Raw genomic sequence first — 12,801 nt, 5'->3', positions numbered from 1 at the left:
TTCGGGCCGCAGCGGGTACCCCGACCGGGACCGGTCGGCGCGTTCGATGGCGGACGATGCCGGGTGCGGGCGCGGGGCGCGCCCGCGTAACCGATCGGCCTCGCGGGCCGGTCGCGACGTGGATGGATCGGATCGAGCAGACGGGACGGGCCCGATGAACTTCGACGATCTGCGCATCATCGACGCACACATCCACCAGTGGGATCCGCTGGCGACCCCGCGCGAATTCAGCAATCTCGCGCGCCTGCTCAAATACGTCCCGCTGCCGCTCTCGCTCGCGGTGCGCTTCGCGAACGTGCGGGACAGGGAGTTCGTCGGCAGCCCGGCCGCCTACCTGAACCCGTACCTGCCCGCCGACTATCGCGCCGACGCGGCCGGCGTGCCGGTCGAGGGAATCGTGCACATCGAGGTCGAGTGGCATGGCAAAGGACCGACCGCCAAGGCCGAGGAGACCCGCTGGGTGGCCGGCCTGCCCTTCGGGGTGGACACCCCGCCGCTGACCGCGATACTCGGTTCCGCCGACCCCGCCGCCCCCGGATTCACCGAACTGCTCGACGCCCATCAGAGCGCCTCGCCGCTGTTCCGCGGCATCCGTACGATGGTCGCCCACCATCCCGACCCCGACGTCCGGGTGTTCACCCACGACCCCGATGCGCTGACCTCCCGCGCCTTCCTCGACGGCTTCGGCGAGCTCGCGCGGCGTGATCTCGTCTTCGAAGCGTGGGTCTATTCGCATCAGCTGCCGCAGGTCATCGCCCTGGCGCGGCGCTACCCCGAGGTGACGATCGTGCTGGACCACCTCGCCACACCAGCGGGAGTCTTCGGTGCGATCGGCAGGGAGACCGGCCAGACGCCCGAGAAGCGACACGAGCTGCTGCAGCGCTGGCGCGACGACATCGCCGAACTGGCCACGCTCCCGAACGTGGTCGCCAAGGTGAGCGGGGTGGCGATGCCCATCCTCGGGCATCCGGTTCCGCGACCCCGGCACACCACCACCGCTCCGGTGCTGCTGGACCGCATCCGCCCGCTGGTCACCCACGCCCTCGACTGCTTCGGCGCCGACCGGCTGATCTGGGGATCCAACTTCCCGGTGGACAAGCCGATCACCACCATCGCCGCGAGCGCGACCGCGGTCGGCACCGCCATCACCGAGCACGGCGGCGACCACGCCGCGCTGACGCGGGTGTTCCACGACAACGCCACGCGGGTCTATCGCATCGAGAACGCAGGAGATCGCCATGCCGGCACCATCACGTGACAGCTTCGACCACGAGGTGATCGTCGTCGGCGCGGGCTTCTCCGGGATCGGCGCCGCGATCAAGTTGCGCCAGGCCGGGTTCGAGGACTTTCTCCTCGTCGACGACGCGGACGGCGTCGGCGGCACCTGGCATTGGAACACCTATCCCGGTGTCGCGGTGGACATCCCGTCGTTCAGTTACCAGTTCTCCTTCGCCCAGCGCGACGACTGGTCGCGGGTGTACGCGCCGGGACGCGAACTCAAGGCCTACGCCGAATGGTGCGTCGAGAAGTACCGGCTGCGCCCGAACATCCGGTTCTCCACCACGATCACCGCCGCCGAATTCGATGAGCGGCGCCACATCTGGACCTTGCACACCGCCGACGGTTCGCAGCTGCGGGCGCGTTTCGTCATCAGTGGCACCGGCGCGCTGACCAGGCCCAAACTGCCCGACATCCCCGGTGTGGCCGATTTCGGCGGTGCGACCATGCACACCGCGCGCTGGGACCACGGCCAGGAGCTGCGCGGCAAGCGCGTCGCCATCATCGGCACCGGTGCCTCGGCCGTCCAGGTCATTCCCGAGATCGCCCCGAAGGTCGAGCACCTGACCGTCTTCCAGCGCACCCCCATCTGGTGCCTGCCCCGCCCCGACCTCCCGCTGCCCGCTCCGCTGCGCCTGGCCCTGCGCATGCCCGGCGGCAAATCCCTCACCCGCCTGGCCAGCCAGACCTATGTGGAACTGACCTTCCCCATCTCCGCGCACTACCACGACACCGTCCCCACCACCGCCGTCGGCGAACGCCTCGCTCGCGCGTACCTGCGCCGCCAGGTCCACGACCCCGTCGTGCGCGATGAACTCACCCCGCGCTACACCCTCGGCTGCAAACGCCCCAGCTTCTCCAACGACTACCTGGCCACCTTCAATCGCCCGAACGTCACCCTCGAAACCGATCCGATCGCCGAGATCACCCGCACCGGCATTCGCACGGTTCCGGGCACCGACCACCCCGCCGACGTCCTCATCCTCGCCACCGGCTTCAAACTCATGGAGGCGGGCGAGATGCCCACCTACCGCCTGCGCGGCGTCGGGGGCCGTGACCTCGAACAATGGTGGAACGAGAACCGCCTGCAGGCCTACGAGGGCGTGAGCATCCCCGGCTTCCCGAACTTCTTCTCCGTCATCGGTCCCTACGGCTACAACGGCTCCTCCTACTTCGCCCTCATCGAGAACCAGGTCCGCCACATCCTGCGCTGCCTGCGCCACGCCCGCGACCACGACGCCACCTCCATCGAGGTCACCGCCGAGGCCAACGACCGCTTCTTCCGGGAGATGCTCGCCCGGCGCGGCGGTCAGGTGTTCTGGGAGCCGGGGTGCGCGACGGCCAACAGTTATTACTTCGACAAGCACGGGGATGTGCCGCTGCGGCCGTCGACCACGATCGAAGCGGCTTGGCGCAGTGGGCATTTCGATTTGAACGACTACCGGCTCGCGCGGGCGCGGTGAATCTGCTGATCGCGGATTCGTTTCGACGCCCGGTCGCCGGGCCACGGACGCGCACTAGCCCCGCGTCGTCGCGGCAGCCAGCTGTCGGCTCAGGTCGGTACGGGCAGTCGCCAGGGACGGCCCGTACCAGGTGAGGGCCCGGCCTTCGACCAGGGCGACCGGAATGCCGGGGAAGGCGTCGGGGCCATCCCGGTCGGTGAAGACGTAGGGCTCGTCGGGCAGGACGGCCAGCTCCACGCCATCGGTCAGTTCGGCGTCGGTGAGCGTCGGGTAGCGGCCGGAACGGTCGGCGTGGACCAGGCGCAGGCCGAGTCGCGCGGCCAGGTCACCGGTGAAGGTGTCGCGGCCGACGACCATCCACGGATTGCGCCAGATCGGGATGACGGCGGCCCGCGGCGGGTCGGGCGGTGGCGCGGCCCAGGCTCTTTCCGCGGCGCCGAGCCAGCCGGGCAGGGGCTCGGCGAATACGGTCGTGAACAGCCTGCGCAAGGAGCCGAAGGCCTCGTCGAGGGTCTCGATCTTCGTCACCCACACCGCGACACCGGCGGCCCGCAGGCGGTCGACATCGAGGCGGCGGTTCTCCTCCTGATTGCACAACACCAGGTCGGGGGCCATTTCGGTGATGCGGCGAACGTCGGGGTTCTTCGTCCCGCGCACCCGCTCGACGCCCAGATCGGCTGGGTGGGTGCACCACTGCGTCGCTCCGATCAACCTCTCGGGGCAGGAGCGGGCGACGGCTTCGGTGAGCGACGGCACCAGGGAAACCACCCTGCGGGGCGGGCCGGCGAGCGCGACCGGCGCGCCGAGGTCGTCGCGCAGTACGCCATCGTGGGCAGCTTCGGGTGAGTGCGCGCCCGCCATGACCGCAAGCCTAACGAACGTCGCTCATCGTGGCATGACCAGGAATTACGCACCGCGTGGCGGCCCGAAATCGAAGCAGGCGTCCTCGGAATCCGTGCAGCCACCCGGACAGAATTCCGCTACTCGGCGACCGGGCCCGCGGACCGTGACGACATCGCCGCCGAACCGGGGCGCAGCCATTCGTTCGAGGTGCTTTTCGGGCAGCGGCGGGGCAGCGATCGGACATTCTGCGGCACAGCGGCGCGGCCGCACACTGAATGAGGCACCCGGCGCCGAGAAGTTCCGACACCGCGTTCCGGACGGGACCGCCCGAACGAAGTTCGGCCCGCGATCGGCCTCGCTGCCGGGTGCCGACCAACGCCCGCCGCACAGTGCGTGCAGGGCGTGGCCGCAGGCTCAGGAACTTTCCAGGGCCCGGTAGAGGGTCCGGAGTTCTTTCAGTGCCGTCGTCGCATTCGCCTCGTCCTCGGACACCATCCGCAGCGCCTTGCGTAGCAGCACGGGGTCGAGATCTTCGATGGCCGAACGGGATTCGATGCGAGGCGGAGCGGGCAGTTCACGCTGGTCACCGTAGGGATCGGTGAGGTCGGCGGGGTCGTCTTCGCCGGGGTCGGGGGTGCGTTCGAGACGGGCGATGAGCGCGTCGAGGTCGAGGCCGCGCAGAGTGAGGATTTCGCGAGGCGCTTCGTCGAGACGTTCGGCGAGCAGATAGCAGACAGCGGCGGCGTGTTTGCACGGCCAGCCGGAGTCGGGGCAGGTGCAGGAGAAATCGAGGTCGGCGGCGGTGGTGGGGAGCAGGTGCGGGCCGAGGGACGCGGGCAGGACGCCGGAGGCGATATCGGCGAGGGTCCCGGGAGCGTCACGGATGGTCTCGACGAGCAGTTCGATCTCTTCCTCGCGCAGGCGGCGGACGGTGAATTCGGCGGTGAACGGACGGGGCTGGCTGCCCTGCACTTCGGCGACGACGATGCCGATGTCGATGCGATAGTCGATCACATTGCCGGCGCGGGCATAGGCCCGGCCGCGCGCCAGCCTGCCCGGTTCGGACATGGCCTCCACCGCGTCGATGAACGACTTCCCCCACCAGGTGCGACCGAATCCGCCGCGCTTGTTCCGTGTCGAAACCCCGCGGCTCACTCCCCCACCGCCTCGGCGCCGAGGGTGAACAGCTCGCGCAGCTCGTCGGTGCCCAGTTCGGTGATCCAGTTCTCGCCCGCGCCGACCGCCAGGTCCGCGAGTCTGCTCTTGCCCGTGATCATCTCGTCGATGCGCTCCTCGATGGTGTCGACGCACACCAGCTTGCGGACCTGCACGTCGCGGCGCTGGCCGATGCGGAAGGCACGGTCGGTGGCCTGGTTCTCGACGGCCGGGTTCCACCAGCGATCCAGGTGCACCACGTGATTGGCAGCGGTCAGATTGAGCCCGGTGCCACCGGCTTTGAGCGACAGCAGCATCAGCGGCGGGCCCCCCTCGGATTGGAAGCGGTCCACCATCGCGTCGCGGTTCTTCTTGTCGACCCCGCCGTGCAGGAACGGGATGGCGGTGCCGAAACGCTCGGTGAGATAGGGCGTGAGCAGTTCACCGAACTCGCGGAACTGGGTGAACAGCAGAGCCTTCTCGCCGTCGGCGATCACCGTGTCGAGCACGTCCTCGACCAAGGCGAGCTTGCCGGAGCGGTGTCTGCCGCGGCGCAGCACCGCGGAGTGGTCGCGCAGATAGTGCGCGGGATGGTTGCACACCTGCTTGAGACCGGTGAGCGCGGCCAGCACCGCGCCCTTGCGCGCCATGCCCTTGGCGTTCTTGATCTTGTCGAGCATGTCGTCCACGACTGCCTGATACAGCGCCGCCTGCTCGACGGTCAGATTGGCGCGCACCGTCATCTCCAGCTTGTCGGGTAGATCGCCGATGACGGCCGGGTCCGTCTTGAGCCTGCGCAGCACGAACGGACCGGTGACCAGCCGCAACCGCGACAACGCGTTCTGATCCTGCTCGCGTTCGATCGGCACCGCGAACCTGGCGCGGAAGGTCTGCGGGGTGCCGAGCAGCTTCGGCACCGCGAAGTCCAGGATCGAGCGCAACTCCTCGAGCCGGTTCTCCACCGGTGTCCCGGTGAGCGCCAGGCGGTGCCGGGCGGGCACGGCGCGGGCGGCGCGGGCCTGGGCGGTGGCCGCGTTCTTGATGTGCTGGGCTTCGTCGAGCACCACTCGATCCCATGTCAGGGCGGCCAGTTCGGTGACGTCCCTGACCAGGATCGCGTAGGTGGTCAGCACCAGGTCGGCGCCCGCGACGGCTTCCTCCAGGTCGAGGCCGTGCCTGCGATCCTTGCCGTGATGGACCAGCACCCGCAGATCGGGCGTGAAACGGCTCGCCTCGCGCTGCCAGTTGCCGACCACCGACATCGGGCACACCAGCAGCGTCGGACCGCTCGCCGCGCCGGTGTCGCGTTCGTGGGCCAGCAGCGCCAGCACCTGGACGGTCTTGCCGAGGCCCATGTCGTCGGCGAGGACCGCGCCACAATGCAACCGGCTCATCGCGGCCAGCCAGGTCAGGCCGCGCTGCTGGTACGGGCGCAGCTGCGCTTTCAGCCCGGCGGGCGGCGGGACGGGCGCGCGCTCGCCTTCGCGCTCGAATACCTCCGCGGCCCAGCCGGTGGCGGTGACCTCGGTGAGCGGCACCTTGTTCACGCGGGTCGCGGCGATGTGGCCGAGCATGTCGGCGAGGGTGACCGGCGAATCATCACTATGCGCGGCCACATAACGCGCCGCCGCGGCGAGCGCTTTGTGGTCGGCCTGGACCCATTCGCCGCGCAGCTGGACCAGATCGGATTTCGCCCGGATCAGCTTGCCCATCTCGGCGCTGGTGAGCACCTTGTCGCCGACGGCCAGCTCCCAGCGGAAGGACAGCAGCCCGCGCATGCCGACGCTGCTCTCGGCGGCCGGTGGGCTGCTGGTCACCCGCAGGCGCATGCTCGGCTCGGCGATGTTCCAGGCGCGCGGAAGCATCAGCCGCACACCCGCCTCGCGCAGCGCGATCGCGCCGTGGGCGACCAGATCGGCCACCACCTCGGTGGGCAACAACAGGTCCAGCGAGTACGGATCGGAGGGCAGGTCGCGCAGGCGCGGGTAGACGCGCTGCGCCTCGCCGAGTTTCTCGACCGCTGTGCGCAGCAGGCGCGGCTCGGCGTTGATCGGGATCGGCACCGGGGCGGAATCCTCGGTGCGCAGACACACTTCGAGTCGCCAGAGGGCGATGTCGTCCTCCGGCGCGTCGTGGCCGCGGACGCCGCCGCCGAATTCTGCGCGGGGATCGGTGGCGCCGATCGTGGCCGTGGCCGTCGGGCTCGCGGCGAGCGCACCGGAGTCGGCCGCTCGGTCGTGGAAGTCGAACTCCGAGTCGTCGTCGGCAGCGGTTCCCAGCCCGTCGGGTTCGAGCAGCCGGAGAACCAGTTCCGGCTCGTCGAGGGTCAACGATTCCCGCCAACGCCGCAGCACCTCGGCGAGCTGGTGGCTGCCGGTGTCCAGCGGCTCGTCGACGACCAGCCCGTGCACGAGCGGATGGGTGACCGGGATGTCGGCGAGGTACTGCCGGGCGATGGGGTCGGTGAGTTCGCGCACCATGTCGTCGAGCACCTCGGCGGGCTTGCCCGTCAGGCGCAGCGCCGCGGGCATCGTCATCGCGAGCTCGGCCAGCCACGCCCGCTGGCGCTCGCCGCCGACCAGCCGCCAGCGCACCCACCACCGGCCGTCGGCGCGATCCAGATCCGGCACGACCCGCCCGGCCCGCACCCAGCGGTCGAGACCGTCGGCGACCCGCGCGAGGAACCGCAGATCCCCGGACACCACCGTGGCGGGCAGCCGCTGCCGCAGCGCCGCGACCGCCATGTGCGGCACCAGGGCGTGCGCGCGCACCTGCTCGGCGACCGGGCCGTCCGGTCCGGGCACGAGAGCCGGGGTGCGATGCCGCCACCGCGACGCGCGCAGCAGTGCACCCAGCGGGTCCGGCAACTCCGCGGGCACGTCCCCCTCGGTCCACAGCACCAGGCCCGACCCCGGTGACCACAGTCCGTGCAGCATCCACCCATCCAATCAGGCGCCTGCGACAACTCCCGGACTACGGTGGTTCGACGTGGACCTACGCATCTTCACCGAACCCCAGCAAGGCGCGAGCTACGACGACCTGCTGCGCGTCGCCAAGACCACCGAAGACGCCGGTTACGACGCCTTCTTCCGCTCCGATCACTTCCTGAAGATGGGCGATGCCTCGGGTCTGCCCGGCCCGACCGACGCTTGGATCACGCTGGCCGGCCTGGCCCGCGAGACCTCCCGCATCCGGCTCGGCACCCTGGTGACCTCGGCCACCTTCCGGCACCCGTCCGTGCTGGCCATCTCGGTGGCGCAGGTGGACCAGATGTCGGGTGGACGTGTCGACTTCGGCTTCGGCGCGGGCTGGTTCGACGACGAGCACACCGCTTACGGCATCACCCTGCCCGAGGTCCGCGAACGCTTCGACCGCTTCACCGAGCAGTTGGAGATCATCACCGGCCTGTGGGAGACCCCGACCGGCAGCACGTTCGACTACCGGGGCAAGCACTACGAACTGAGCGGCAGCCCGGCACTGCCCAAACCCGCGCAGTCACCGCGCCCGCCGCTGATCATCGGCGGCAGCGGGAAGAAGCGCACCCCGGCGCTGGCCGCCCGCTTCGCGCAGGAATTCAACCTGCCCTTCACCGACGCGGCCACCGCGGCGGCCCAGTTCGAGCGGGTCACCGACGCGGCCGAGGCGATCGGCCGGAATCCGGGTGAGATCACCCGCTCGGCCGCCCAGGTGCTGTGCCTCGGCCGCGACGACGCCGAGGTCGCCCGCCGCGCCGCCGCCATCGGCCGCGAGGTCGAGGAGCTGAAGCGCAACGGTCTGGCGGGCACTCCCGCCGAGGTCGTCGATGCCATCGGCCGCTATCGCGCCGAGACCGGCATCACCCGCCTCTACCTGCAGATTCTGGACCTGGCGGATCTGGCTCATCTGGAACTGTTCGCCGCCGAGGTCACCCCGCAGCTGGGCTGAACGCCGGAGCAGGCCCGCGCCCGCTCGGTCGGATTCGCTTCCGGTCGAGCGGGCGCGAATGGGGCAGCACCGGATCCGCGGAGCGCCTCGTCGGCCCGGCCCGTCACTCGCGCTCGGCGACGTTTTTCGGTCGTTCCTCGCTCTCGCGATCCCCGCTGTCGGCTCCGGGCGGATGGAACCACACCACCGTCAGCACGGCCAGCCCCACCACCAGCACGATCAGCACGACCTCGCTCACTTCCACAGCCTCTCCTCTCCTCTCCTCAGGAGACGACGGCACCCGAAAAACATTCGGCTACAACGCCACCGGTGTCACCGGCGCCGCCGGATCCGTCATCGACGGCTTTACCGGATCGGCGGCGTCGAAACCCGGGACCGAGTCGTGCGGTACGTGCGCGCCGTCACTCATCACGTTCGGCCGCGTCCTCCTCGTCCCCGCGCTCCGCGCGCTCGCCGATCTCCGACCGGGATGGCCACAGCCACACCAGCGTCAGCCCGGCCAGTCCGAGCACCAGCATCACCAGCACCACATCACAGCTCTTCACAGCTCCTCCTCCGTGTCCGGCGGGATCCAGCGGAACCCCTTCGGATACACCGCCATCGGCGTCACCAACGCCGCCACATCGGTCACCACGTGCCGTACCGGGTCGGCGTGCTCGAACCCCGGCACCACCACAGCAACCGCCTCGAACTCCGCCACATGCCGCGCCACCGCCATCGCCACCACCAGCGGCGAAGCGTCGGCCTGCACCGTGAAGGCCAGCCGCAGGCCGTGCCGGGCCGCCAGCGCCTCGAGGTCGAACCCCGCTCCGCACATCAGATTTCGCTGGATCAGGCCGATCGCACTCGGCCGGTCGTCCACCATCCGTTTTTCCGTCCCCTTCGCCGCATCGAGACAACTGGTCGAAAGGCCACCGCCGGGATCGGACGGAGGCCGGGCCTTGCGCTAGTAGCGTGGACGAGAAAAGGGCTCGATGGCGGCGAGAAGTGTTGACAACGGTGTTGACAGCTTTTCCGGGACTCGGTGCCGACTCTTTCGGGGGGTGCGGTTGTACGACGGTGAGCACTTGCGGGCCGCACGGGTGGCGGCGGGGATCAGCCTGCGGTTCATGGCCGCGCGCGTCCATTTCACGCCGTCCTATCTGAGCCTGGTGGAGACCGGCAAACGGCCGGTCACCCCACGATTGGTCCTCGGCTACGAGGACGTGCTCGGACCGGATGCGTTGCGGCGGGACGCCGCCGACGACGATCCCTCCGTCGAGGCGTGGATCGAGCGGATCAACGCGACCGACATCCCGGACGGGGTGCTCGGTTACCTGGACTACTCGATCGACGATCTGGCCATCGCCTATCCGGCCACCGCGCCGTCGGCCGTGCTGGAGTGGGCGCTGACCAGCATGCGCGTCGCCCGGGCGATGCTCGATCGCAGGAAGACACTGGGCGAGCACCGCAGGCTGATGCTCACCCTGGGCTGGTTCTCCCTGCTCGCGGCGGCCTGTCACGTCGATCTCGGCCATCATCTCGCCGCGCGGCAGCGGGTGCGCATCGCCCGGGACATCTCCTTGGAGGCCGAACATTCCGAGCTCACCGCTTGGTCGATGCAGACCATGGCCTGGCAACAGCTCACCGACGGCGACTTCACCGTCGCGGCGACGGCCTCGCAGGTCGCCCAGCACGTCGCCCCGCGCGACAGTACGGCCTTCATCCAGGCCACCGCGCAGGAAGGCCGGGCGCTGGCGCGGATGGGCAACCGCGACGGGGCCTACACCGCCTTGCGCGCCCTGGCCCGGCTCGTCTCCGGTATCGGCGACCTGGAAGGCGTCGAACACCACTTCCGGTTCGACCCGGCCAAGTCCGACGCGTACATGGCCACCATTCTGGCCTGGCTCGGCGATCCCGCCGCCGAATCGTTTGCCAGGCAGGTGATCTCCGATCTGCAGGAGGCCGAGAAACCGCGTCCTCGCAGACTCGCCACGGCCCGGCTCGATCTGGGGCTGGCGCTGCTGGCCGCGGGCAGGGCCGACGAGGCCGCGGAGACCACGCTGGCGGCGGTCGCTTCCGGGCAGCTGGTCCCCTCGGCCTTCTGGCGGCTCGACGAGGTGGTCGACGGCATCGAGCGGGTGGATTCGACGCGCGCGCTGCGGATACGGGAGACGTTCCGGGAGCTCTACCCGCCGCAGGGCCCGGCGCGCTGAGCCGTCACCGGCCTGCCGGGCACCCGATCACCGAGGCCGCGGCCGGCACCCGCCGGATGGGCTCGCCGCTCGGTGTGGACTACCGGAAATCCACAATCCCGCGGCCTCGCGTGGCCCGGATGCCGCCGGAAGCGAGTAGGAGTTGTGGGGTGCGCGGAGACGGGGTGAGCAGGCGCCTGATCGGCTGCTGGGCGGTGCTGATCGCGGTTGCGCTGGTGGCTGCCGGATGCGGCGAACTGGGGATCGGAGGCGTGCAGCCCGCGCCGGGCAGCCCGACGCGGGCACAGGTGCAGGGGCTGCTGGACCGGGTTCGGGTGGTGGCCGACCGCGCGCGGCCCGGCGGATACCAGCGAGGGTGCGGGAAGGGTGAGGGATGCGTGTTCGGGTCCGCCTGGAGCGACGACCACGACGGCCCGGACGGACACGACGGGTGCGACACCCGCAACGACGTGCTGGCTGCGCAGTTGACGCAGGTGCGGTTCCGGGCGGGGACCCGCGACTGCGTGGTCGTGGCAGGCGTGCTCATCGATCCCTACACCGGGGATCGGGTCGAGTTCAGGAAGGAGGAGGCGGGCCGGGTCCAGATCGACCACGTCTATCCGCTGGCGGCCGCGTGGGACCTGGGGGCATCGAACTGGCCGCCGGACAAACGGATTCGCTTCGCCAACGACACGGTGACGAACCTGCTGGCCACCACGACCGCCGCCAATCAGGCGAAGAGCGACGGCACACCGGCGGACTGGCTGCCGCCGCGCGCCGAGAACCACTGCTTCTACGCGGGGAAATACCTGACCGTGGCGGTGGCCTACGACTTGCCGGTCACCGCCGCCGACAATGCCGTTCTCCACGACATCGCGCGCGACTGCCCGTGACCGCGAACCCGGTGCCGATCCGTTCTCCACCGAGGCCGAGACGCCGTGGCCGAGATCGTCGTCGGCCCGCCCGAACGCGAGCGAGCGAGAGGCCGCGCGCGCTCGGCCACCCGGGGCGTGGTCGTGCCCGCGTAGCCGTAGTCGACGAGGCCGGCGAACGGGTGGTCAGGCGCCGGTGGCCACCGGGCGTCGCGCGTCGTGGGACCACTGCGACCACGAGCCCGGGTAGAGCGCGGCGTCGATGCCCGCGACGGCCAGGGCCGCGATCTGGTGGGTGGCGGTGACCCCGGAACCGCAGTAGACGGCGATGGGGCCCGCGCCGAGCCCGGTGAACCGGTCCCGCAGCCACGAGGGATCGCGGAAACAGCCTGTCTCGTCCAGGTTTTCGGCGGCAGGCGCGCTGATCGCGCCGGGAATGTGACCGGCGCGCGGGTCGAGCGGTTCGACGTCGCCGCGGAAACGTTCGGCGGGCCGGGCATCGAGCAGGGTGCCGTGCCAGCGGGCCGCCCCGCGCGCGTCGATCACGGGCAGCAATCCACCGGTGAAGCGCACGTCGCCGGGCGCGGGATCGGGTTCGACGCCGGTCGACAGTTCGTAGCCCGCGGCCGTCCAGGCGGGCAGACCGCCGTCGAGCAGGCGCACGTCGGCGATGCCTGCCCAGCGCAACAGCCACCAGGCGCGCGCGGCCGCGGTGCCGCCGCTCGCGTCGTAGACCACCACCGGATCGCCGTCGCACACCCCCCAGCTGCGTGCGCATCGCTCCAGGACCGCCACCTTCGGCAGCGGATGCCGCCCGGCGGCCGGGGACGGCGGAGCGGCCAGTTCGGTCTCCAGATCCACGAAGACCGCGCCGGGGATGTGCCCGGCGAGATAGTGCTGCGGGCCGTCCGGATCACCGTGCGCCCAGCGGACATCGAGTAGTCGAACCCGCTTGTCCGACAGCGCTTCCCGAAGTTCGTCGACACCGACCAGTACCGCGCTCACTGTGTGCTCCCGTCGCCTGTGCGCGCCCGACCCGAACACCATACGCACCGCCGGGCGGACACGATGCCGAACGCGCCCGACAGCTGC

The 12,801-nt window shown here is 70.4% G+C and carries 12 protein-coding genes; 5 read left to right on the top strand and 7 right to left on the bottom strand.

Annotation, left to right across the window (positions count from 1 at the left end):
• Positions 1 to 154 precede the first annotated feature (154 nt).
• Both ON26_RS04840 and ON26_RS04835 read left to right on the top strand, forming a co-directional pair.
• On the top strand, positions 155 to 1,258 hold the full coding sequence (locus ON26_RS04840; protein WP_040794756.1) for an amidohydrolase family protein: 1,104 nt from the start codon (positions 155 to 157) through the stop codon (positions 1,256 to 1,258).
• Positions 1,239 to 2,741 carry a flavin-containing monooxygenase gene (locus ON26_RS04835; RefSeq protein WP_040794755.1) on the top strand — a complete coding sequence of 501 codons (1,503 nt, stop codon included), beginning with the start codon at positions 1,239 to 1,241 and terminating at the stop codon, positions 2,739 to 2,741. The genes ON26_RS04840 and ON26_RS04835 overlap by 20 nt, the downstream gene beginning before the upstream one ends.
• A 54-nt stretch (positions 2,742 to 2,795) precedes the next feature.
• Here ON26_RS04835 and ON26_RS04830 read toward each other — a convergent pair whose 3' ends face one another.
• The 3 genes from ON26_RS04830 to ON26_RS04820 form a co-directional block, all read right to left on the bottom strand.
• A complete protein-coding gene (locus tag ON26_RS04830; protein WP_051026702.1) occupies positions 2,796 to 3,602 on the bottom strand; it encodes a helical backbone metal receptor in 807 nt (268 codons plus the stop codon).
• Between the two features lie 396 nt (positions 3,603 to 3,998).
• Positions 3,999 to 4,739: an SWIM zinc finger family protein gene (locus tag ON26_RS04825; RefSeq protein ID WP_040794754.1), complete on the bottom strand. Its 741-nt coding sequence runs from the start codon at positions 4,737 to 4,739 to the stop codon at positions 3,999 to 4,001.
• Positions 4,736 to 7,675 (bottom strand): DEAD/DEAH box helicase, encoded by a 2,940-nt coding sequence (locus ON26_RS04820; protein ID WP_040794753.1) that lies wholly within the window; start codon positions 7,673 to 7,675, stop codon positions 4,736 to 4,738. Before ON26_RS04820 ends, ON26_RS04825 begins: the two co-directional genes overlap by 4 nt.
• 52 nt (positions 7,676 to 7,727) lie before the next feature.
• Here ON26_RS04820 and ON26_RS04815 point away from each other — a divergent pair, with 52 nt between their 5' ends.
• A complete protein-coding gene (locus ON26_RS04815; RefSeq protein WP_040794752.1) occupies positions 7,728 to 8,663 on the top strand; it encodes an LLM class F420-dependent oxidoreductase in 936 nt (311 codons plus the stop codon).
• Between the two features lie 103 nt (positions 8,664 to 8,766).
• Here the strand turns inward: ON26_RS04815 and ON26_RS34140 are convergent, their stop codons facing one another.
• The 3 genes from ON26_RS34140 to ON26_RS04810 form a co-directional block, all read right to left on the bottom strand.
• On the bottom strand, positions 8,767 to 8,907 hold the full coding sequence (locus tag ON26_RS34140; protein WP_157171787.1) for a hypothetical protein: 141 nt from the start codon (positions 8,905 to 8,907) through the stop codon (positions 8,767 to 8,769).
• A 157-nt stretch (positions 8,908 to 9,064) separates the two neighbouring features.
• On the bottom strand, positions 9,065 to 9,208 hold the full coding sequence (locus tag ON26_RS33140) for a hypothetical protein (protein ID WP_157171786.1): 144 nt from the start codon (positions 9,206 to 9,208) through the stop codon (positions 9,065 to 9,067).
• Positions 9,205 to 9,528: a hypothetical protein gene (locus ON26_RS04810; protein WP_040794751.1), complete on the bottom strand. Its 324-nt coding sequence runs from the start codon at positions 9,526 to 9,528 to the stop codon at positions 9,205 to 9,207. The genes ON26_RS33140 and ON26_RS04810 overlap by 4 nt, the downstream gene beginning before the upstream one ends.
• 178 nt (positions 9,529 to 9,706) lie before the next feature.
• Here ON26_RS04810 and ON26_RS04805 point away from each other — a divergent pair, with 178 nt between their 5' ends.
• The gene (locus ON26_RS04805) at positions 9,707 to 10,858 is read left to right on the top strand and encodes a helix-turn-helix domain-containing protein (protein ID WP_245545725.1); all 1,152 of its coding nucleotides are present in this window, start codon (positions 9,707 to 9,709) and stop codon (positions 10,856 to 10,858) included.
• A gap of 119 nt (positions 10,859 to 10,977) precedes the next feature.
• Complete coding sequence (locus ON26_RS04800; protein WP_051026705.1) at positions 10,978 to 11,730, top strand: HNH endonuclease family protein; 753 nt, start codon at positions 10,978 to 10,980, stop codon at positions 11,728 to 11,730.
• A gap of 165 nt (positions 11,731 to 11,895) precedes the next feature.
• On the opposite strand, the gene ON26_RS04795 is transcribed toward ON26_RS04800, so the two are convergent.
• On the bottom strand, positions 11,896 to 12,756 hold the full coding sequence (locus ON26_RS04795; protein WP_083883733.1) for a sulfurtransferase: 861 nt from the start codon (positions 12,754 to 12,756) through the stop codon (positions 11,896 to 11,898).
• Positions 12,757 to 12,801: the final 45 nt, after the last annotated feature.

Source organism: Nocardia higoensis NBRC 100133, assembly GCF_000308595.1.
Classification (GTDB): Bacteria; Actinomycetota; Actinomycetes; order Mycobacteriales; family Mycobacteriaceae; genus Nocardia; species Nocardia higoensis.
The sequence above is the reverse complement of the archived record's forward strand: the minus strand, read 5'-3'. Positions and strand labels throughout refer to the sequence as shown.

What these genes read in the sequence shown, in the direction of transcription:
- ON26_RS04840 (WP_040794756.1), top strand. Translation starts at nt 155, where the DNA reads ATGAACTTCGACGATCTGCGCATCATCGACGCACACATCCACCAGTGG.
- ON26_RS04835 (WP_040794755.1), top strand. Translation starts at nt 1,239, where the DNA reads ATGCCGGCACCATCACGTGACAGCTTCGACCACGAGGTGATCGTCGTC.
- ON26_RS04830 (WP_051026702.1), bottom strand. Translation starts at nt 3,602, where the DNA reads ATGGCGGGCGCGCACTCACCCGAAGCTGCCCACGATGGCGTACTGCGC.
- ON26_RS04820 (WP_040794753.1), bottom strand. Translation starts at nt 7,675, where the DNA reads ATGCTGCACGGACTGTGGTCACCGGGGTCGGGCCTGGTGCTGTGGACC.
- ON26_RS04810 (WP_040794751.1), bottom strand. Translation starts at nt 9,528, where the DNA reads ATGGTGGACGACCGGCCGAGTGCGATCGGCCTGATCCAGCGAAATCTG.
- ON26_RS04800 (WP_051026705.1), top strand. Translation starts at nt 10,978, where the DNA reads ATGCCGCCGGAAGCGAGTAGGAGTTGTGGGGTGCGCGGAGACGGGGTG.
- ON26_RS04795 (WP_083883733.1), bottom strand. Translation starts at nt 12,756, where the DNA reads ATGGTGTTCGGGTCGGGCGCGCACAGGCGACGGGAGCACACAGTGAGC.